Below are 21575 nucleotides of genomic sequence, written 5' to 3'. Positions count from 1 at the left end.
CATGAACGCCATCGCGAAGTACGGAAAGAATTGCAAAGCGGCAGGGGCCGTAAGGGCCCCTGCCGCTATCGGCATCCTCGCGGGGATGCCCGAGTTCAGGCCACAGTGCGCGCGGACAGTACGCGGTTGACGGCCTCGAGGTACTGGCGCGGGGTCTCCGCCTCGCCCAGCGCCTCGTCATCGAGCGTGATGCCGGCGTCGCGCTCGATGATTCCGGTGACCTGGAGCAACGCCAGTGAGTCGTAGCCGAGTTCGGCGAACGGTACGTCCAGCATGTCACCGTCCGGATCGTTGGTTTCGCCGTCGTCCGCGCTGTCACGCAACAAGGTGATCAGAGCGGTGATGTCGAACTGCTGCATGGTGGTATTGCCTCTCTCCTCGTGCCGGCACATTCAGGTCTTCTCTGGTGCCGGTGCTTTCGGACCGAGTGCATCGGTCGGGTCGGTGGGGTCGGTGGACGTCAAAGGGTTGTCGCCGCTGCGTCCAGCCGCTGCACCACGCGGCAGGCACGGCCCAGCAGACGCGGCAGCACCCCGCCCCGTACGAAGAAGTGGTCACCGGCTACGGTGCGGGTCGTCACGGATACCGCGCTCCACCGGCTCCAGCCCGCGACCACCCCCGGCGGCGCCAGCAGGTCACCGCCCGCGGAGACCGCGAGCAGCGGCACCCGCAGTGGTCCCTGTACTGCCGCGGTTCCGCAGGCGGCGGCCCGCAGGGCACGTGCCAGGCGCAGATCGTCCCGGAGCACGGGCATCACCGCCCGGCGCCAGTACGCGTTGTGTTCCGTTCCGTCCGGCAGCAGCCCCAGCTTCCGGAGCCGGTCCATCAGATCCTCGTCGTAGCTTTCGCAGGCGTCGGGGAGCTCGTTGGCCGCGTCGGGCGGTGGGCAGGCGCCGACAGCGACGAGCGCGGGGAGTCGCATCCCCCTCTCCTGCAGGGCCCGCGCGAGGCAGTGGACCACCAGCGCGCCCAGGCTGTGCCCGTACAGGACGAACGGCCGGCCGGGCTCGGCGCGGACCCGGTCCAGCAGGTCGGCCACCAGTGCGTCGGGATCCGTCAGCCGTGGTTCACGGCGCCTGCCCTCGCGACCCGGCAGGAGGACGGGGACCGGCTCGACGCCTGGTCCCACGCCGCGCGCCCAGCCCCGGAAGGCGGAACCGCCGGCCCCCGCGTGGGCGAAGCAGTACAGCCGTACCGGTGGTGCGGTGTCCGCCATCTCTGCCACTCCTCGGCCTATGGCAATTCCTGGGCCTCACCAGGCTCGCCGATGGTCCTAGAGGCAGGCTCGAAGCGGTCGGGCGGACGGGCGGACAGGTGGACGGACCGACGGGCGGTCGGGCGGACGGGCGGACGGGCGTGCTCAGGCGGCGTAGAAATCGAAGGTCGAGCTGCGTCGGGGGCCGGCGGCCATGTCCAGGGCGGGGTCCACGGTGAGCATCGCCTGATGCAGACGCTGCAGCGGCGGCGACGGTTCGACGCCCAGTTCCTCTATCAGCCTCATGCGCAGCCTGCGGTACACGTCGAGGGCAGCGGCCTGCCGACCCGAGCGGTACAGCGCCACCATCGCCTGTGAATGCAGCCCTTCGTGCTGCGGCTGCCGAGCTATCAACTCCCGCAGTTCCGCGATCAGTTCGGTGTGCCGCCCCAGCCGCAGATCGGCATCGATGCGTCGTTCCAGGGTGACCAGCCTGCTCTCCTCCAGACGCACCGCCTCGATCGCCAGCACAGGGCCGACGCGCACATCGACCAGCGCCTTCCCCTGCCACAGATCCAGCGCCCGGCGCAGCGTTTCCGCCGCGCGCTCGTTGTCGCCGGCCTCGAATGCCGCGAAGCCCGCCGACGCCAGCCGCTCGTACTCGTGCACGTCCGTACTCTCCGGCGGTATCTGCAGCACGTATCCGCCGTGCGAGGTCGCGAGCACGTCCTTCGCGGTGCGCGGGGCATCGGGCCCCATGGCGGCGCCCAGCCTGCGCCTCAGCTGCAGTATGTAGGTCTGCAATGTGGTGACCGCGCTGCACGGAGGGTCGGCGTCCCAGATTTCTTCCATCAGCGTGGACACCGGCAGCACGCGGCTGGGACACACTGCGAGCAGTGACAGGATCTGACGCGGCTTTCCCGCCGTCGGCACGATGGAAACACCGTCGAGCTCGGCCCTCAGCGGGCCCAGAATTCGTATCCTCATGTACTGGTCCCCTCTTTTTGCTGTTGATTTCTCGTCGAATTCCTTCTCCGGAGAAGCGGTATGACTTCGGAAACCGTAGCGGCCCAGCGCGCCCGGCCCGATTTCCTTGAGCACGCGTCAAGCACCTCTCCACTTGCTTCCCAGCGGCGTTCCTGGATGCGGGTCCGCGCAGACCGGCTGACCAGCCCTCACCGAAGCAGAAAAACTCAATTCCTCAACGAAGAAGGACGGCGACCCATTACCGGGTCACCGTCCTCTTCACTCTTCACCGCAGGTTCGTTCAGTTGTTACGCACCCAGGACCGCGCGGCGCGACGGCAGTCAAGCCCTAGCCGACGCGGCTGAGACGTTCGCCTCTCGCCGGGGCCACCGTGTCCAGGGCGGGCTCCGGTCCGGCCATTAGGATCGACTGCTGCACCCGGCGCAGTCTCGGGGACGGCTCGAGACCGAGTTCCCGTACCAGGGTGTTGCGCAGCCGCTGGTACACGTCGAGCGCCTCGCTGCGCCTGCCCGACCGGTGAAAGGCCAGCATGAGCTGGCCGTGCAGGGTCTCATGAGTGCGGTAGCGGCTCGCCAACGCGGTGAGCTCGCCGAGGAGTTCGCGGTGGCGTCCGAGGCGAAGGTCGGCTTCGATGCGCTGGTCGAGAGCGCAGAGCCGCGTCTCCTCCAGCCGCTTGATCTCCCGTTCGAGCAACCCACCCGCCTGCACGTCGGCGAGGGCGGAGTTGGTCCACAGTGCGAGCGCTTCGCGCAGCCGTCGCGCGGCGCCCACGTAGTCGCCGGCATCGATGGACCGGTAGCCCATGCCGGCCAGCCGCTCGAACTCGCGGACGTCGCTGCGGCCGCCCGAAGTGTTCAGGAGGTAGCCGCCGGGCGAGGTGACCAGCACGTCCTTGGCAGTGCGCGGCGCGGACCCCTCCGGGTCGTCCTCGATCGCCGCCGAAATCCTCTCGCGCAGCTGGAGTATGTAGGTCTGGAGGGTGGTGCGGGCGCTGCGCGGCGCTTGCTCGCCCCAGAGCTCCCCGATCAACTCGCTGACAGGGACCAGGTGGTCGGCGCGGAGTGCGAGCATGGCCAGCACCTGACGGGCCTTCGGCGCGGTCGGCGTGACCGAGACCCCGTTCTCTCTGACCTTCAACACGCCCAGCACTTCGATGTCCATGCCGTCTCCCCCATTCGTACGTACATGAATCCTCGTGGCGCGCAAAGGTCTTGCCATGGTCAGCCGGCAGGCGCCGGATCGAGTAAATTTCGGTACGCGCGGTTTGTCAATCACCGCACTGTAAGCCCGACCCCCGGCCCACCGGTTCGGTAAAGAACTGCAAAACTTTCTCCGCATATCCTGCCGCTGCCGCGAGGGCTGCTCGCGTATCAGGGCAACGGTTTCGACCTGCAGTGTCTCCAGCGGTCGCGATTTACAAGAAAATTCAACCATTGCGTCGCGCTGCCACCCTCTTGGACTACTGAGCGACTCAAGGCTCTCTCAAGCCGTTTCATAGTTTCCGGGCCCGCCTTAATGCCACTATCCCGTTTAGCGAGGCATATGGCCTGGTAGCGGTGGTGTCGCGGGGGTTCGGGGTGCCCGCTGGGCGACGGCGCGGCGGGCGCGGCCTGCCGACCGGCCGATGGTGCGGCGAGGCCGCCGCGGAAGGGGCCGCCGGCGCCCCAGGACCCCCGGTTGCCAGCCTCCCTCGACACACTTCGACGCACTCCGACGCACTTCGACGCACGTCGACACCGCTTCAAGCGGAATTCTGAACACAGCTCAATTTCCCGGGAATTCCACTGAACAGATTTCGTACGCGGAACTCTGGCGTCCTCCCCCGGGCGCAGGGCCGCCCCCTCAAGGAGACGCGCGTCACATTCGCCCATGTCACATCTCGCCGAGCTGTTCCGTCCAAGGGGGTGTCCAGCAACAACGACACAGGAGTGCACCATGAACGCTCGGTTGAATCTCATGGCCAGCCCGGTCGCGGCCAAGGTCATGAAGCACATCATCGCTGCCGGCAAGGCGCTCGCGGAATCGACGCTGCCGTTCGCGACGCAGGAACTGGTGAAGCTCCGCGCCAGCCAGATCAACGGCTGCGCCGGCTGCATCGACATGCACACCAAGGACGCCGCCGCGGCCGGGGAGACCGCGGTGCGCCTCAACCTGGTCGCGGCCTGGCGGGAGGCCACGGTATTCACCGATGCCGAGCGCGCCGCCCTGGAGCTGACGGAGCAGGCCACCCGCATCGCCGACGCGGCCGGTGGCGTCCCGGACGAAGTATGGGCGAACGCCGCCAAGTACTACGACGAGGACCAACTCGCCGACCTGGTGTGCACCATCGCCCTCATCAACGCCTTCAACCGCGGGAACGTCATCACCCAGCAGCCCGCCGGCGACTACCAGGTCGGCCAGTTCGACTAACGATGGAACACCCGACCGGGGCCGCTGCTGTCACGTGACCGGACCTCCGGGCGGCATGTTGTACGGCGTGACCACCTGGATCGCCGAGGGCAGCGCGGGCCCTGCGTCGGACAGTGCCTTGTGGGCGCGCATGATGGTCTGGCAGGCGCGGCGCATGTCCTGGCGCAGGTCGTGGTGGAGGACGGCGGAGATGCGGCGCCCGCGCAGCAGGCGGGTGTTGTCCTGGTCGAGGTCGTGGGCGATGAACACCGCGCACTCCCGCCCGAGGTCGGCGAAGGCCGCCACGGTTGCGGCGTTGCCGCCGCCCATGGAGTAGACCGCGTTGATGGCCGGGTCCCGGTCGAGCGCGCCGAGTACGAGGTCGTACTGGGTCGCGTCCAGGCCGTCGCTGTCGGTGACCTCGACGAGGGTGCGGTGCGCCTGGGTGTTGCGTACGGCACTGCGGAAGCCCATCTCGCGCTCCTCCTCGCCGCGGAAGAAGCCGCGGCTGACGGTGGTGAGCACGTTGCCGGGGCGGTCGCCGAGCCACTGGCCGATGAGATACGCGGCGGTGGTACCGGCGGCGCGGTTGTCGATGCCGACGTAGGCCATGCGCGCGCTGCTGGGCAGGTCGCTCACCAGGGTGACGACGGGGATGCCGGCCGCGACCAGGCGGCCGACGGCGGCCCCGACCTCCGGCAGGTCGGGGGCCTTGAGGAGTACTCCTTGCGAACCACGCTTGGCGATCTTGTCCAGGGTCGCGACCAGTTCGGGGACGGGGCCGGTCTCGCGGAAGTGGAAGCGCGAACGAAGCACCGCGGGCTGCAGGGAGGGAAGTTCGGCCTCCAGTGCGTTGCGTACGGCCGTGGAGAAGCGCTCCGGTGCCTGCATCACTATGTCGATCATGAAGGTGCGGCCGCCGATGCGTACCTGGGTCCGCTGCCGGTCCAGGTCCTTGATCGCCTGGTGCACCTCCATGACGGTGCTCTCCCGTACGCCGCCCCGGCTGTTGAGGACCCGGTCGACGGTGGCCTCGCTCAGCCCGGCCTGCCGGGCGATCTCCCTGATCGGGTAGGGGTGTCGCATGACTTTTCCATAAGTTGATGAGGGGTTATGGGTGAAGGGTTATGGGTGAGGGGTTATGCGTGAGGGGTTTTTGATGGCTTTTTGCGGATTGAATGACGGTCCTGAGCTGACCAGACTGTCAGAAGGGCAAGTACGGCGAAAGGATCCGGGGTGTCCCTCACTGATGCCGAATCGATGTCCCTCGCCGACGCGGCATCACGTACGTGGCTGAGCGCGGACGACTGCTCCCTCGATGCGTTCCGCTCGCTGGTCGGGCAGCGCACCGACCCCCGCGACCACCCCTCGGCCGAGCGGGTCGAGCAGAACGTCCCCCTCTACGACAGCGTCCGGCTCCGTGCGCTCGCGGGCACCCCGGAGGGGCGCCGGACCGTGCAGGAGGAGCTGGTACGGGCCCTTCTGGAAGGCCCCGGCATCGTGGTCCTCCAACGGGCGTTCGCCGACCTCGCCGTGGTGGACCGGGCGTCCGACGCCTTCACCGCACTGATCGAGGAGGAGCGTGCGACGGGCGCGTCCCGCGGCGACCACTTCGCCGAGCCCGGCGCCAACGACCGGGTCTGGAGCGCGCTGGACAAGATGGCCGTACGGCAGCCGGAGGCGTTCGCCGACTACTACGCCAACGACATGCTGGCGCTGACCGCCGAGGCGTGGCTCGGCCCGGCCTACCAGGTCACCTCCCAGATCAACGTGGTCAACCCGGGCGGCGCGGCCCAGCAGATGCACCGCGACTACCACCTCGGCTTCCTCACCGAGGAACGCGCCGCCCGGTACCCGGCCCATGTGCACCGGCTCTCCCCCGTACTGACCTTGCAGGGCGCGGTGGCCCACTGCGACATGCCGGTGGAGTCCGGGCCGACGCGCTACCTCCCGTACTCCCAGAAGTACGCGCCCGGCTATCTCGCCTGGCGTCGCCCGGAGTTCATCGCGTACTTCGAGGAGCACCACATCCAACTCCCGCTGGCCAAGGGCGACGCGGTGTTCTTCAACCCCGCCCTCTTCCACGCCGCGGGCCGCAACCACTCCACCGGCATCAAGCGCATGGCCAACCTGCTGCAGGTCTCCTCCGCCTTCGGCCGCGCGATGGAGACCGTCGACCGGGAGGCGGTGGTCAATGCGGTGTATCCGGTGCTGCGGGAGCGCAAGGCCGCCGGAGCCGACGAGGAGTGGCTGCTGCGGGTGATCGCCGCGAGCGCCGAGGGCTACCCCTTCCCCACCGACCTGGACCTCGACCCACCGGTCGACGGCCTTGCTCCGCCCTCCCAGGCGGACATCCTGTGGCAGGCGGTCACCGAGGGCTGGGCCCCGGACCGGCTCCGCGAGGAACTGCGGGCGGCCGCGAAGCGCCGCCTGCCCAATTGACCCGGCAGGCGGCAGCAGCACCGCACCGCACCGCACCGCACCAAGGCTTCCGGGCGGGCGGGTCAGTCCAGTGCCGCCCCGCTCGTCTCGGGGGCCCACAGTGCGGAGACGACCGCGCCGATGACCAGGACGGCGGTGAGGGCCACCATCGTCGGGGCGAAGCCGAGGGAGCCGAGGCTGACCGGCAGCAGGAAGGTACCGACGGCGGAGCCGATGCGGCTCATGCCGTTCAGCAGGCCGACCCCGGAGCTGCGCAGTTCGGTGGGGAACAGCTCGGGCGGGTAGACCTGATCGAGGTTGGTCGCCGCCGACATGGTGAAGGTGAAGACGAGGAACAGCGGGAACAGCACCATGGCCGGGGCGTCCGGCCAGATGCCCATCGGCGCCAGGGACAGTGCGAGGACGACGAACGAGCCGATGGTGAGCCGCCGCCGGGTCAGCTTGGCCACGAACCACAGTCCGGCGATCCCGCCCAGCAGCAGGAACGCGTTGAGCAGGGCCTCGCTGAGAAAGTCCCCGCCGTCCAGCTGGATCTTGACCAGTACCAGCGGGAGGAAGGTGTAGATCGCGAAGTACGGAATGACCTGGCAGTTGTAGAAGAGCATTCCGAACGCGGTGTTGCGCCAGTGCTCGGCGCCGAACAGCTCCCGGTAGGACGCAGCGCGCCGGGTGGCGTGCTGCTGTGCCGCGAAGGCGTCGAAGTCGACGTGGCCGCTGATGAAGCGGGCGACCACCTGCCGGGCCTCGGCGGTCCGCCCCTTGCTGAGCAGCCAGCGCGGCGATTCGGGCGTACCGATCCGCAGCAGCAGTACCGCGATCGCCGGCAGTGCGCTGCTGGCGAGCAGCCAGCGCCAGGAGTCGCCGCCGAGGCCGATCAGGTACGTGCCGAAGAAGAACGCGGCGATGTAGCCGACGGTCCACAGGCAGGTCAGCGAGGCCAGCAGGCCGCCTCGGTAGCGGCGGGGCACGAATTCGGCGACGAGGGTGGGGCCGAGCGCGTAATCGGCACCGATGCCGAAACCGATCAGCAGCCGCAGGACGAGCAGTTCGACCGGGCCGTTGACGAAGAACTGCAGGACGGACGCGACGGCGATCAGCAGGAAGTCGAGCATGTAGAGCCGCTGCCGGCCGATCCGGTCGGCGGCCCAGCCGATCACGATGCTGCCGGCGAAGACCCCGAGGAGCGCCGAGGCGCCCATCAGCCCCTGCCACCAGGAGTCGAGATGCATCTGCGGGGCGATCGCGGTGAGTGCGATGCCGATGATGCCCAGTTGGTAGCCGTCGGAGAAGTTCGCCCCGAACGTCAGCGCGGTGATCTTGAGGTGGAAGCGGTTGAGCGGTACGTCGTCGAAGGTGTCGGGGTGGGCGTCGCCGGGCGGGCGCCCGGCCGTGGCGGGATCGGCGGTATCGGCGGTATCGGCGGGAGGAGAAGTGGCGGCATCGGCGGGAGGGAAAAGGGTCCGGTCTTCTGGCATGGCTCGACAAGCTCTCCGATCGGAAGGGACAGCCGCGCCTGTCGACGGTGTCAGGCGGGGAGGAGGGCGCAGGTTACTAGGTGCCACCTGCATCAACTGCTCTTGCCAAGTTGAAGAATGGAAGGTTTCATGCAGCCTGTGAGATGAATAGTTCTCTGTCAAGAGGGAGATTCATGCCCGACAGCACTCCGATCCCGATCCGCATCACCGGTACGAACCTGCGCTGCGCCGACGTCGTCCGGGCCGCCCGCCGCGGCGCGACGGTGGACCTGGACGACGAGGCGCTCAAGCGCGCCGGGCGGGCATACGAGATCGCCCGGGACAGTGGCGCGAAACGCGCGGTGTACGGACGGACCACCGGCGTCGGCGCCAACCGGCACGCCGTCGTCACCCCGGACGCCGTCGACCAGCACGGACTGCGGCTGCTGCGCAGTCACGCGGGCGGCAGCGGCGATCCGCTGCCCGACGACGTCGTCCGCGGTGCCCTGGTGATCCGCCTCAACCAGCTGGCCGCGGCGGGCAGCGGTGTGCACCCCCGACTGCTGCGCGCCCTGGAGTCGGCGCTGCACCAGGACGCCCTGCCCTCCGTGCACGCCCGCGGCGCCATCGGCACCGGCGACCTCACCACACTCGCCGAGATCGCCCTGACGCTCGCCGGCGAGCGGCCCTGGACCGGCAAGGGCCTGGACCCGGTGCCGGTCAGCCCGGGCGACGCCCTCGCGTTCATCTCCAGCAACGCCGTCACGCTCGCGGAGTCGGTACTGGCCTGGCACGAGCTGCGGCGGCTGCTGCGGGCGAGCCATGTGATCACCGCGCTGTCCTACTGCGCGCTGGGCGGCTCACCGGAGGCGTTCTCCGAGGTGGTGCACGCCGCGCGGCCGCACCACGGGTCGCTGCACTGCGCCGCCGAGATGCGGCGCCTGCTCCGCCTCGACGACGATCCGCCCGCCGGGCGGCGGCTGCAGGACCCCTTCGGGCTGCGGGCCTTCCCGCAGGTGCACGGGCCCGCGCTGGACGCGGGTGACGCGCTGGAACGCGTCCTCGCCATCGACATCAACGCCGCGGCCGAGAACCCACTGATCGACATCGACGGCGAACAGGTCCACCACCACGGCCAGTTCTCCACCGCCTACCTTGCGCTCGCCCTGGACGGCCTGCGCGCCGCCCTGCACCACGCCGCGGAACTGTCGGCGGCGCGCCTGAGCGACCTGGTCGAGCCGGACCTCACCGGGCTGCCGCCGTTCCTGGCGGCCGGCCCGGCGGGCAGCTCCGGCATCATGATCCTCGAATACGTGGCGCACGACGCGCTCGGCCAGCTCCGGCACGCCGCGGCGCCGGTCACCCTCGGCACCGCGGTGATCTCGCGCGGCTTGGAGGACCACGCCAGCTTCTCCACCCAGGCCGCCCGCAGTACCACCTCGGCGGTGTCGGCCTACCGCGCCGTCTTGGCCTGCGAACTCATCGGCGCGGTACGGGCGTTGCGAATGTCCGGGGCCGACCTCCCCCCGGCTCCGGTGACCGACGCCTTCACCATGGCCGCCGAACGCCTGCCGCACGTGGCGGAGGACCACCCACTCAGCGACGAGATCACCCAGGCCGAGGCGCTGATCGAGGAGTTCGCGGACCGCTGACGGTACGAACATCGTGACGAGCGCCGGGCGCCGAGCGCCGGGCGCCTGGCGCCGAGAGCCGACGCTCGGACGTATCGGTCAGGCCGCGATGCGCTCACCGTCCGTCGCGCCGCCGCCCACTGGCCGGTGCTGCGGCGCGGGCTGGTGCCGCGGCGCGGGCCGCCGGTCGCCGTGCGGCCGCCGCGCACTGGCCAGCAGGCGCAGGCAGGCCACCGGATTGTCCCGGGCCGGCCGCCGGGTGGCAGCGGCCCCCATGGCCACCACCGTCTCCAGCCGCTGATGGTGCAGGCCCAGTACGAACCGCACCAGCGGCCCGTACTCCTCGGGGAGTTCGTCCAGCAGCCGGGTCGCCTCGCGGAGCGTGCCGTGCGCCTTGTCGGCGGCGTCGGAGAGCAGCGCCCGGACGCCGGGGACGTCCCGCCCCGCGACGAGGTCGGCGCGGTCGACACCGTGGCGCTCGAGTGCGTCAAGGGGCAGGTAGAGCCGTCCGTCCCGCAGGTCCTCGGCCAGATCCGTCAGGATGTCGGTGCGCTGGCCCGCGTCGGCGACCAGCCGGCAGCTCTGCGCGAACTCCGGTGTGCCGCCGCCCGGCTGCGCCAGCCCCGTCGTGATCATGAGGAAGGGCCACGTGAGCCGGTCCACGTACGCCTGGTAGTCGGCCTCCGTGGCGAACCCCGGGAAGTCCAGGTCGATCCGCGCGCCGTCCAGGTAGGACTCGATCCAGTGGCGGGGCAGGTCCCGCAGTGCGGACGTGTACAGGAACGCGCGCAGCAGCGGATGCCGGGCGGTGCCGGAGTCCAGCGCCGCCCGGATCTGCCCCGCCCAGGCGTCGAAGCGCCGGGTCCGCTCCGGCACCGTGCCCCGGTCGCAGAGGTCGTCGGTGAACGCCGCGAACGCGTAACCGGCCAGCACGTGGGGCTGGAAGTACGCGGGTGTCAGCAGCCGCACCGCCGCGTAGCCGGCCGGCTCCCTGCGCTGCATGAACTGCGCGACCTTGAGATAGTCGGTGCGCGCTTCACTCCCCCGCACCTCGGCCGCGTCCATACAACGTCGCCACACTCGCACGCATACCCTCCAGCACCGAAAACACCATGAGTAACAGACAAGACGCCGAGACTACCGGTGAGTGCGGAGGGTGGACGGCCGAGCGGCCCGGCCGGTGGCCCTCGTGCGGGGCTACGCGGTCGCGGGCGTCGCCGGGCGCAGTCGGCTCTGGATGCGGGTGAGGAGCCGTTCGATGGGCGGCATGACGCGCGGCCCTGCTGCGGTGGTGGCGATGGCGGCGGCCACGCCCGCCAAGGCCACGGGCCCCAGCGGGGTGCAGCCGAAGAAGTGGCTGAGGCCGGGGGTCTGTACGACGGCCATCAGGGCGGCGGCGGAGCCGAGCGTGGTCGCCCACAGCAGTGGGCTGCGGTGGCGGCCGGTGAGGGTCTGGGTGAGCTGGGCGCCGACGACACCGCACAGGGCCATGGTGCTGGTACGGCGCGCGGTGCCGGGCGTGAAGCGGCCGATCAGCCAGGCGACGGTGGCACCCAACGCGGTCACCACACCCCGCTGACGGATCTGGCGCAGCAGCGGAGCTCCCAGGGCGCTGATACCGACCGGTGCGCTGCCCCCGGTGGCGGACTCGGACTCCTCGGTGAGCTGGTCGTCCGGGGGTGTGACGGCCACGGCCATCGCGGGGAACATGTCGGTCAGCAGGTTGACGAGCAGCAGCTGCCGGGTGGACAGCGGCGACGCTCCGGAGATCAGGGTGCCGAGCACGGTGAAGCCGACCTCGCCGGCGTTGCCTCCGATCAGGATGCTGATGGCGTCCGCGACGCTGCGCCACAGCGCCCGTCCTTCCGTGACGGCGTCGACCAGTACGGACAGGTCCGGGTCGGTCAGGACCAGGTCGGCGGCGTTACGGGCGGCGGCCGAGCCACGGGCGGCGAGACCGACACCGACATGCGCTGCCCGGATGGCCGCGGCGTCGTTGGCGCCGTCCCCGACCATCGCCACCACCCTGCCCGCGGCCCGCAACGCCTCGACCACCTGGAGCTTCTGCTCGGGAGCGACCCGGGCGACGACCCCCGCGTCGCGCAGCAGGCGGGCACCGCCCGCCCGGTCCGAGGCCGCGAGCTCCTCACCGGTGACCACCTTGGTGTCGTCCGGCCAGCCCAGCGCCAGGGCGACCGCGCGAGCGGTATGGGGGTGGTCACCGGTCAGCATGACCGGCTTTGCCCCTGCCTCCCGCAGCCCTTGGATCATGGGGGCCGAGCCCGGGCGCGGGGCGTCGGCGAGTGCCACGAATCCCGCGAACTCGAGTTTCTCCAGCGGTTCGTTGACGAGTACGTCCGGTGCGCTGACCGCTTTGCGGCGGCGGGTGGCGACGGCGAGGACGCGCAGTCCCTCACCGGCGAGGGACTGGGCCCACTCGGTCGCCTCCGCCGGGAGGCCCTCGCAGGCGTCCAGGACGGTTTCGGGTGCTCCCTTGACCACGAGCAGGCGATCCCCGGCCCCGTTCTCGCCGATGGCGGCGGTGTAGCCGCGGCTGGCTTCGAAGGGCAGGCCGGCGGTGGGGTTCCACTCGGGATCGGCGGGGGCGGCGGCCAGTACGGCTTCGTCGGTGGCGTGCGCCTGCCGGCCGGCGGTGTCCTCGGTTTCCTGCGGGCAGGCACGCCCCGCCAGCCGCAGGACGTCGACGGCTTCCTCGTCGTGCGGCTCGCACACGGTGCCGTCGGCGGTGGTGAGACGGACCACGCGCAGCCGGTTCTCGGTCAGCGTGCCGGTCTTGTCGAAGCACACCGTGTCCACCCGCCCGAGGGCCTCCAGGGCCCGGGGAGTACGTACCAGAATGCCGCGGCGGGTCAGCCGGCGGGCGGCTGCCAGCTGCGCCACCGTGGCCACCAGGGGAAGTCCCTCGGGGACGGCCGCGACCGCGACGGCCACACCGCCGCCGACGGCCTGGCGGATCGGACGGCCCCGGAGCAGGGAGAGCCCGGTGACCGCGGCCCCGCCCGCGAAGGTGAGCGGGAGTGCCTTGCGGGTGAGTTCCTGCAGGCGCCCCTGGACGCCGGCGGCCGGTGGCGTGCGGGAGGCGAGCGTGACGGCCCGGCCGGCTTCGGTGTGCTCCCCCGTGTCCACCACGACGGCGGTGGCCTGGCCGGCGACCACGGTGGTGCCCTCGAAGACCATGCACCGGCGATCGGGGATGGCTGCCCGCGGGGTCGCGGTGAGCTGTTTGGTGGTGGGGAGGGACTCGCCGGTCAGCGAGGACTCGTCGACCTCCAGGCCGGTCAGCTCCAGCAGGCGCGCATCGGCGGGGACCACGTCGCCCACGTCCAGTTTGATCACGTCGCCCGGCACCAGCCGTGTCGCGTCGACCGTGGCGGGCGCGTCGTCGTCGCGGCTGTCGGCGCGTCGGGCCTGCTGCTTCTGGCCCCTGGCCAGTGCGGTCAGTGCCTGTTCGGCGCGTTGCCGCTGCACGCCGCCGACCAGCGCGTTCATGCCCATCGCCCCGACGACGAGGGTCGCGTCGACGGCCGATCCCACGATGGCGGAGGCTGCCGCGCCGACCGCGAGAACGGGGGTGAGGGGGTCGTCCAGTTCGGCCCGTACCGCGCCCGCGAGCCGTACCGACCAGCGGGCCGGTGCGAAGACGGGGTGGCCCGTCACCCGTGCGGCCGCGGCCCGGGTCGTCGTCACCGCACCGGCCAGTGGTGTGGGGGTACCGGGGCGGCCACTTTCGAGCCGGGCCACCGCCTCGTCGGGTTCCAGGGCGTGCCACGGTACGCGGGGCCGGGGCTGCGGGGCCGATGTGGCGGCCACGCCGAGGGCCGCCCACCACCCGGCCGCGAGTGCTCCCATGGCCGCGGCGTTGACCGGGGCGTGCTGCGAGCCGGTGAGGAAGGCCAGCCCGCGCCGTTGGGCGCCCGTGGCGACCAGCAGACCGGACAGTGCCGCGCCCGCCCGGGCGAGTATCTGCGACTGCCGGCCCACGGACCGTGCCGCGGGAACGGCCACCAGCAGCCGCCACACGTCCTTCAGGCCACCGAAGGCCAGTACATCCGCGTCCCACACGACGGCGCTGTCGTCGTCGGTGAGGGCCACCGCCACGTCGCTGCTCAGCAGCCCGGTCTGCAGCTCCTCGTCCTCCTCGGCGTGGCCTTCCGCATCGTGCGGGTGCGGGGCCGGTACTCGCGCGACGGTCAGCACCGCATGCCCGTCTGCCTGCCGGCTCCTTACGTGGTCGGCCAGCGGGTATTCGGAGGAGACGACCTCGTCGGCCAGGGCGGCGAAGTCGCCCAGCGCCGGGTCGTCCACCACGATGGTGTACTGGTCCGCCTGCCGGGCCGCGTCCAGTACGGATTCGGTCAGCGGGTCCGGTTCCCAGCCGATCGTCACCGTGCCGACGTCCCGCCCGCCGACCGAGGCGATCATCATGCCCGTCTCGGTCGTCTCGGCCGAGGGCTCGCCCGGTACTGGACGCAGCTCCACCTCACGCGTGTCGTCGCTCTCCCCGTCGAGCGCTTCGTCGCTCTCTCCGTCGAGCCCCTCGTCGCTCTCCCCCGGGCTCGGGATCGCAGCCTCTCCTCGGCTCAGGGCCGCGGTCTCTCCTCGGCTCAGGGCCGCGGTCTCTCCTCGGCTCAGGGCCGCGGCGGCAGCCCGCCACAGTCGGTCGTGGTCCCAGCCCTCCGCACTGGGATGCACCTCGCAGAGTGTGCGCCTGCTGCCGCGCAGGGCGCTGGGATGCAACACCACCGTGTCCACCAGTTGCAGTTGTTTCAGCCGCTCGGGGTCACGGACCAGTACGCCCGAGCGCGCGAGAGCACTGCCCAGGGCCGTGGAGAAGGCCACCGGGCCGTACCGGGCGGCCTTCGGGGAACCCGACAGCACCGCCTCCGCCGCCTCATCGAGATTCCGCCTGAGCAACAGCGTCGCAGCGGCGCCCAGCATGCTGCCGGTGGCGGCATGGGCCGCGTACTGCTGCGCCGCGGTCGGACGCAGCGGCGGCCGGGCCACCTCCCGCTTCGTCATGCCGCAGCGTTCCGGCGCGCACACCCGGTCGTGGGCGGCGTCGAAGACGGCCGCCCGTGCCACGCTCTCCACCAACTGTCCCGCGCGCAGCACTCCGTCCAGGACCAACGAGGTGGGGGACTGCCCCGCGCCTTGAACCGCGGCGTTCGCCGCGGCGAGCGCCAGGTCCGCTCCCGCCGCACCGAGCCGGCTGTTCAGCAGTGCCCGGAACCGCGGGTTCTCCCGCAGCAGCGTCACACCCGCCGTCACCACCCTGGACGAGCGCGGTACTCGCCACGCGCGCCCGGCCATCGCCGCCGCCACGCCGACGGCGTCCATCGCCAGCGCCGTCGCGGCGACCCGCACCGCCGTGGTGCCCTCCGGGTGCGCGAACTCGTGCAACGGCGCGGCCGCATGGGTCAGCCCGTACCGCTCGGCCAGCTCTGTGGCCTTCTTCACCACACGGTCGGTGGCCGCGTCCTGTGAGGCGGTGACCACCAGCCGCGCCAGGCCGCCGTCCCAGTAGGCGAGCAGTACGTCCGGACGTTCCGCGAGCGCGGTGGCCACCTTCTTGGCCACCGCCTCCACTCCGCCCGCACGCCGTACCCGGGCGTCGGAGGACGGCTCCAACGCCAGGTGCACCCGTGAGCCGGCCCGCCATTCCTCCGTCCCACCGGGCAGCGCGTTGCGCGCCACGTGAGCCACGTGGACGGTGGTGTCCGCCACCGCCGCCGCACCGTCCGACGCCGCGCGCAAGCCGACGTCAAGGGCGTCTCCGGCCACCGTGGCGCACGCCTCCAGCCCACGGGCGACGTAGCCGGGCGCGGACAGGGCTGCGCCCAGTCCGGCCGCGGGCAAGCGGGTCAGTAACCCAAGAACCATGTCCCACCCTCATCGAACATCCCACGCACACGGGCACGCGCCTCCAGAGGTACGGACGTCGTGCCGCCGACCACCCCCTGGAAAAGACCCACGGTCAGGAGGCCGTTCCCCGCGCTGACTGCCGCTTCGCCGCCTGCGCACCAGAAGCGGAACGCGACCGCCCACCACTCGTCGCCGCCGCCGCCTTCCCCGTCGCCTTGGCTTGGGGCTTGGGCTTGGGCTGGGGCTTGGCTTGGGGCTTGGCCCTGCTCTGGGCCTTGCTCTGGGACTTGCTCTGGGTCTGGCCGCCCTGTCCGTCCTCTTCGGGACGGGGCTGTGTCAGCCACACCGCAGCCGCGCCGGCCACCGCGATCGGCCACTCGATGACACCGGCCACGCCGAGCAGCCCCACGCCGGTGTACGCCGCGACGCGTCGCCCGCGCGGTGACACCACGCCCACCGCGTTCAGCGCGCCCTCGGCCGCCTTCGTCACCTCTTTGACACCCGGCACCTGCCGCAGGTGGTCCGGCGAGAACGCGCGAAGCGGTCCCGGAAGCCTGCCTGCCGACGACGACTGCTCCTCGCTCATACCGCCTCCGGTGACTGCCTTTGTCTGCTTTGCCTGCCTCCTGGTTCCCCAAAGGCCACCGACCAATCACACCTCTCACCGATGAGGGTGAATATCGGCGGCATACGCACGCGCCTGGCTTGCCGCCGCTGGACAGCCGGTCCTGGCGCGGTGGGTCACGCGTGGTCAGCGGCGTCGTCGCCGGCACCGGTGGCTCGGCTGTCGTCCGCGTGGACGGTGAAGGCCGCCGTGCGGACGGTGAAGGCCGCCGTGCGGACCGTGCCCCGGTGCTGGAAGTCCAGGAAGAGGCGGTACGCGCCCTTGCTCGGCGCGGTCGCGGTGAACGAGACCTCCGGCCCGGGCTTCGTCTCCCCGTCGCCCGGCTCGCCGTTGGGGTGGACGTGGAGGTACGCCAGGTCGCCCGCGCGCAGGGCGACGAGGTGGCCGTACGCGCCCAGGTACGGCTGGAGATCCCGCACCGGCTTGCCGTTCTTCGTCACGCGCAGCGTGAGTTCGCTCGGCTTGGTCGGGGTCAACTCGCCGTCGAGGCTGACCTGATAGCCGTCGACGGTCGCGGTGGTGGCGCGTTCCGGCAGCTCGGCCGGTTCATAAGAGCCGGTCACGGCGAGGTCCGAGCCGAGGGTCAGGCCCTCCTTCTCGCCCTTCGGGGTGAAGTCGGCGAAGACCCGGTAGCCGCCGGCCTTGGGCAGTTCGGCGGGCGTGGACCAGGTGCCGTCCGCGGCGCGGGTCGGGTGGAGGTGCCGGTACACGGTCAGGTCGCGTGAGGCGACGATGAGGTGCAGTTCCTTGCCGTGTGCGCGCCGGTACGCGGTCACTGGGCGGCCGGTGCTGTCCCGGACAACGGCGAACCGCAGCTCGGCGCGGGCCTTGGCCTTGAGCTCAGGGGTCTTCAGGTCGAGCGTGTAGCCGCGCTCGGCGACCTGCAGACCGCCAGGCGTGGCCGCGCCGTGCTCGGCGGCATCTCCCCCGTGGCCGTGCTGCGCGGCAGCGGGATCGGAGACGACGGGGTGCACCGCGCTTCCCACTCCGTATGCCGTGCCGAACGTCGCGGCGAGCGCGGCGGCGAAGGCGCCGACCTTCAGTCCGGTGTGCATGACGCATCCCCTTCTCCTGGGCCGCCCGACGGCGACCAATCGCCCTCACCATACCCCCGGGGGGTACTAGGTCAAGCGTGATCCCGACCTTGCCATACATACGGGCCGGGGGTATACATGAATCACGCCAGGCAATACCCCCGGGGGGTATGGTCGGCCGTAGCGACCCTTCTACAGGAGGAACAGACATGACCACCACCAGCCCCGACACCGGTCCCGGCACCCGCTCCGGCAACCCCTCCGGCGCCGCCGAAGTCGAGCTCGCCATCGGCGGCATGACCTGCGCCTCCTGCGCCGCGCGGATCGAGAAGAAGCTCAACCGCATGGAAGGCGTCGAGGCGACCGTCAACTACGCCACCGAGAAGGCCAAGGTCAGCTACCGCGGTACGGACGTCGCCGTCAGCGACCTGATCGCCACGGTGGAGGCCACTGGGTACACCGCTCAGGAGCCCGCCCCGCCGGCCCGGACGCCGGGTGAGTCCGGGGGCTTGGCCGAAGACGGCCACGAGTCGGACGACGCACTCCGGCCGCTGCGCCAGCGCCTGATCACCGCCGCCGCGCTCGCCGTCCCCGTGATCGCCATGGCGATGGTCCCGGCGCTGCAGATCGAGTACTGGCAGTGGCTCTCACTGACCCTGGCCGCACCCGTCGTCACGTACGCCGCCTGGCCCTTCCACCGCGCCGCCTGGACCAACGCCAAGCACGGCGCCGCCACGATGGACACGCTGATCTCCGTCGGCACGACGGCGGCGTTCCTGTGGTCGCTGTGGGCGCTGTTCTTCGGTACGGCCGGCACGCCCGGCATGACGCACCCCTTCGAGCTGACCATCGCCCGCACCGACGGCGCGGGCAACATCTACCTCGAAGCCGCCGCCGGCGTCACCGCGTTCATCCTCGCCGGGCGCTACTTCGAAGCCCGCTCCAAGCGCAAGGCGGGCGCCGCCCTGAAGGCGCTGCTCGAACTCGGCGCCAAGGAAGTCACCGTACTGCGCGACGGACGGGAAGTGACCCTGCCCACGGCCGAGTTGGAGGTCGGCGACCGCTTCCTGGTGCGGCCCGGCGAGAAGATCGCCACGGACGGCGCGGTGGTCGAGGGCGCGTCCGCCGTGGACGCCTCGATGCTGACCGGCGAGTCGGTACCGGTGGAGGTCACGGTCGGCGACAACGTCACCGGCGCCACTCTCAACGCCGGCGGCCGGCTCGTCGTCGAGGCCACCCGCGTCGGCGCCGACACCCAGCTCGCCCGAATGGCGAAGCTGGTGGAGGACGCGCAGAACGGCAAGGCCGCCGCCCAGCGCCTCGCCGACAAGATCTCCGCGGTCTTCGTGCCGATCGTGATCGCCCTCGCGCTGGCCACCCTCGGCTTCTGGCTGGGCAACGGCGCGGGCCTGACGGCCGCGTTCACCGCCGCCGTCGCCGTACTGATCATCGCCTGCCCCTGCGCCCTCGGCCTCGCGACGCCGACCGCGCTGATGGTCGGCACCGGCCGTGGAGCCCAGCTCGGCATCCTGATCAAGGGCCCGGAAGTGCTGGAGACGACCCGCAAGGTCGACACCATCGTGCTGGACAAGACCGGCACGGTGACCACGGGACGCATGACACTGCTCGCCACGCACGCCGCAACCGGCACGGACGAAACCGAAGTACTGCGGCTGGCAGGCGCGTTGGAGCACGCGTCCGAGCACCCGATCGCGCAGGCCGTCGCCGCCGGAGCGAGCGCCAAGGTCGGCGCCCTCCCCACTCCCGAGGACTTCACGAACATCGCGGGACTCGGTGTCCAAGGCGTCGTCGACGGCCATGCCGTCCTCGTCGGCCGCGAGAAGCTGCTCGCCGAGTGGGCGATCAAACTGCCGGCCGATCTGGAGCGTGCGAAGGCGGCAGCCGAGGCGGCCGGCCGTACGGCCATCGCGGTGGCCTGGGACGGCGAAGCACGCGCCGTCCTGGAGGTCGCCGACGCTGTGAAGGACACCAGCCCGGAGGCCATCCGGCGACTGCGCGCCCTCGGCCTGACGCCCATCCTCCTCACCGGTGACAACGAGGCCGTCGCGAGGACCGTCGCCGCGGAGGTCGGCATCGACGAGGTGATCGCCGAAGTACTCCCCCAGGACAAGGTCGACGTCATCAAGCGCCTCCAGGCGGAGGGCCGGTCGGTGGCCATGGTCGGCGATGGCGTGAACGACGCCGCGGCCCTCGCCCAGGCCGACCTCGGGCTCGCGATGGGCACCGGTACCGACGCCGCCATCGAGGCCGGCGACCTCACCCTCGTACGCGGCGACCTGCGCGCCGCCGCCGACGCCATCCGCCTCTCCCGCCGCACCCTCGGCACCATCAAGTCCAACCTCTTCTGGGCCTTCGCCTACAACGTCGCGGCCCTGCCCCTCGCCGCCTCCGGCCTGCTCAACCCGATGATCGCCGGCGCGGCCATGGCCTTCTCCTCGGTCTTCGTCGTCGGCAACAGCCTGCGACTGCGCGGATTCCAAGCGGCGGACCACTGACACGGAGGCCACTGAGCAGACCACTGAGCGAAGCAGGACGACCTGTCGTTCGGCGAGCGGGCTCGCTTCGGTATTGTCGACCGCGGAGGTTGTTGTGAGTGTGAATCGGCGAATGCAGACGGCCGGTGCCTGGGGGCATCTGCTGCTCGTCGTCGTGCTCGCGCTGGGCGTCTTCGTGATGCACACGGTGGGCCATCCCCGTGACACCTCCGGCCCGGCCATGGGGGCCGCGGCTCACGCGCCCGCCATGACCACTCACGGCAACGCCGGCAACGACGCCGCCGGTACGGTCTCACCTCAGTACGTCACGGCTGCCGCGCACGCTTCGGAACACAACACCAAGACGTCCTCCAACGCCCCGGGAGCGGGGATGGACATGACGTCTCTGTGCGTGGCCGTGCTCGGTGCCGGCATTCTCCTCGGCCTCCTCCGGGCGGCGCTGGCGCGCCGGGAGGACTGGTTGGTACGGCTTCGCGCCGAGGTCCTGGCCGCGCTGCGGCCCAATGCACCGCCGCCCAGACCACCGGACCTCGCTCACCTGTCTGTCCTGCGGATTTAGGCCGAACGCCACCGCGGGCGTTTCCCACTGCCCGCGTCTCTCGTTCGCCCACTCCGCAGAACACACAGACACGAGGTTTTTCGACATGACCGCCATCAAGCGCAGCATGCGCCGTCCCCGAGCCCGCCGTGTCGCCCTGGTCGGCGTCGTTGCCACCGCCGGGCTGGTGCTCGCCGCGTGCGGTAACAACGACACGAGCACCCCGGAGCACCACGGGGCCAAGGCATCGGCGTCGGCCACCCGGAGCGCCGGGGACAACCCCGCCCCGGGTGCGTTCAACAACGCGGACGTGAAGTTCGCGCAGCTGATGATCCCGCACCACCAGCAGGCCGTGGCCATGTCCGAGCTCGCCGACGGGCGCGCCAAGGACCCGCAGGTCAAGGACCTGGCGACGGAGATCGAGAAGGCCCAGGGCCCGGAGATCGAGAAGATGCGGTCCTGGCTCAAGGCGTGGGGCAAGCCCGAGTCGAGCAGCAGCATGCCCGGCATGGACCACGGCTCCGGCTCGGACAGCTCCAGCATGCCCGGGATGGACCACGGCTCCGGATCCTCGGACGGCTCCGGGATGTCCGGGATGATGTCCGCCAAGGACATGGATGAGCTGAAGGCCGCCACGGGCACGGACTTCGACACGATGTTCGTGAAGATGATGATCGACCATCACAACGGTGCGATCGACATGGCCGAGGACGAGCAGAAGAACGGCAAGAACGCCACGGCCAAGAAGCTCGCCGACGACGTGGTGAAGAACCAGAAGGCCGAGGTCGAGCGCATGAACAAGATCCTCGACCGCCTCTGACCCACTCGCCGCACAGCGGCCGCACTCCCTTCGCCGAGGGGGGCGCGGCCGCTCCTTCCCCG

The 21575-nt window shown here is 71.1% G+C and carries 16 protein-coding genes; 6 read left to right on the top strand and 10 right to left on the bottom strand.

Annotation, left to right across the window (positions count from 1 at the left end):
- Positions 1-95: 95 nt before the first annotated feature.
- From ABT381_RS01500 to ABT381_RS01485, 4 genes are all read right to left on the bottom strand, one after another.
- Complete coding sequence (locus ABT381_RS01500) at positions 96-359, bottom strand: acyl carrier protein (RefSeq protein WP_351586378.1); 264 nt, start codon at positions 357-359, stop codon at positions 96-98.
- A 101-nt stretch (positions 360-460) separates the two neighbouring features.
- Positions 461-1216, bottom strand: a complete 756-nt coding sequence (locus ABT381_RS01495) for a thioesterase II family protein (protein WP_351586376.1) — start codon at positions 1214-1216, stop codon at positions 461-463.
- A gap of 144 nt (positions 1217-1360) precedes the next feature.
- Complete coding sequence (locus ABT381_RS01490) at positions 1361-2182, bottom strand: AfsR/SARP family transcriptional regulator (protein WP_351586484.1); 822 nt, start codon at positions 2180-2182, stop codon at positions 1361-1363.
- Between the two features lie 327 nt (positions 2183-2509).
- Entirely contained in the window at positions 2510-3343 is an 834-nt protein-coding gene (locus ABT381_RS01485; protein WP_351586374.1) for an AfsR/SARP family transcriptional regulator, read from the bottom strand.
- Between the two features lie 774 nt (positions 3344-4117).
- On the opposite strand from ABT381_RS01485, the gene ABT381_RS01480 reads away from it, so the two are divergent.
- Complete coding sequence (locus tag ABT381_RS01480) at positions 4118-4591, top strand: carboxymuconolactone decarboxylase family protein (protein ID WP_351586372.1); 474 nt, start codon at positions 4118-4120, stop codon at positions 4589-4591.
- Between the two features lie 30 nt (positions 4592-4621).
- Here ABT381_RS01480 and ABT381_RS01475 read toward each other — a convergent pair whose 3' ends face one another.
- Complete coding sequence (locus ABT381_RS01475) at positions 4622-5656, bottom strand: LacI family DNA-binding transcriptional regulator (RefSeq protein WP_351586370.1); 1035 nt, start codon at positions 5654-5656, stop codon at positions 4622-4624.
- Positions 5657-5830: 174 nt separating this feature from the next.
- On the opposite strand from ABT381_RS01475, the gene ABT381_RS01470 reads away from it, so the two are divergent.
- Positions 5831-7012 (top strand): phytanoyl-CoA dioxygenase family protein, encoded by a 1182-nt coding sequence (locus tag ABT381_RS01470; protein ID WP_351586482.1) that lies wholly within the window; start codon positions 5831-5833, stop codon positions 7010-7012.
- Between the two features lie 62 nt (positions 7013-7074).
- Here ABT381_RS01470 and ABT381_RS01465 read toward each other — a convergent pair whose 3' ends face one another.
- On the bottom strand, positions 7075-8487 hold the full coding sequence (locus ABT381_RS01465; protein ID WP_351586368.1) for an MFS transporter: 1413 nt from the start codon (positions 8485-8487) through the stop codon (positions 7075-7077).
- 173 nt (positions 8488-8660) lie between these two features.
- Here ABT381_RS01465 and ABT381_RS01460 point away from each other — a divergent pair, with 173 nt between their 5' ends.
- The gene (locus tag ABT381_RS01460; protein WP_351586366.1) at positions 8661-10118 is read left to right on the top strand and encodes an aromatic amino acid ammonia-lyase; all 1458 of its coding nucleotides are present in this window, start codon (positions 8661-8663) and stop codon (positions 10116-10118) included.
- A 78-nt stretch (positions 10119-10196) separates the two neighbouring features.
- Here the strand turns inward: ABT381_RS01460 and ABT381_RS01455 are convergent, their stop codons facing one another.
- The 4 genes from ABT381_RS01455 to ABT381_RS01440 all read right to left on the bottom strand — a co-directional run bounded on the left by ABT381_RS01455 (position 10197) and on the right by ABT381_RS01440 (position 17660).
- The gene (locus tag ABT381_RS01455; protein ID WP_351586364.1) at positions 10197-11183 is read right to left on the bottom strand and encodes a phytoene/squalene synthase family protein; all 987 of its coding nucleotides are present in this window, start codon (positions 11181-11183) and stop codon (positions 10197-10199) included.
- A gap of 111 nt (positions 11184-11294) precedes the next feature.
- Positions 11295-15998, bottom strand: coding sequence for a cation-translocating P-type ATPase (locus ABT381_RS01450; protein WP_351586362.1), 4704 nt, complete (start codon positions 15996-15998; stop codon positions 11295-11297).
- A gap of 94 nt (positions 15999-16092) precedes the next feature.
- Positions 16093-16566: a hypothetical protein gene (locus ABT381_RS01445; RefSeq protein WP_351586360.1), complete on the bottom strand. Its 474-nt coding sequence runs from the start codon at positions 16564-16566 to the stop codon at positions 16093-16095.
- A gap of 155 nt (positions 16567-16721) precedes the next feature.
- Complete coding sequence (locus ABT381_RS01440) at positions 16722-17660, bottom strand: DUF8832 domain-containing protein (RefSeq protein ID WP_351586358.1); 939 nt, start codon at positions 17658-17660, stop codon at positions 16722-16724.
- 188 nt (positions 17661-17848) lie between these two features.
- Between ABT381_RS01440 and ABT381_RS01435 the strand changes: the two genes are divergently transcribed.
- From ABT381_RS01435 to ABT381_RS01425, 3 genes are all read left to right on the top strand, one after another.
- Positions 17849-20155 (top strand): heavy metal translocating P-type ATPase, encoded by a 2307-nt coding sequence (locus ABT381_RS01435; protein WP_351586357.1) that lies wholly within the window; start codon positions 17849-17851, stop codon positions 20153-20155.
- Between the two features lie 112 nt (positions 20156-20267).
- Positions 20268-20714: a DUF6153 family protein gene (locus ABT381_RS01430; RefSeq protein ID WP_351586356.1), complete on the top strand. Its 447-nt coding sequence runs from the start codon at positions 20268-20270 to the stop codon at positions 20712-20714.
- Between the two features lie 85 nt (positions 20715-20799).
- A complete protein-coding gene (locus tag ABT381_RS01425; protein WP_351586354.1) occupies positions 20800-21513 on the top strand; it encodes a DUF305 domain-containing protein in 714 nt (237 codons plus the stop codon).
- The last annotated feature ends 62 nt before the right edge of the window (positions 21514-21575 follow it).

The organism is Streptomyces sp. NPDC000151, from assembly GCF_040301705.1.
Lineage (GTDB): Bacteria > Actinomycetota > Actinomycetes > Streptomycetales > Streptomycetaceae > Streptomyces.
The sequence above is the reverse complement of the archived record's forward strand: the minus strand, read 5'-3'. Positions and strand labels throughout refer to the sequence as shown.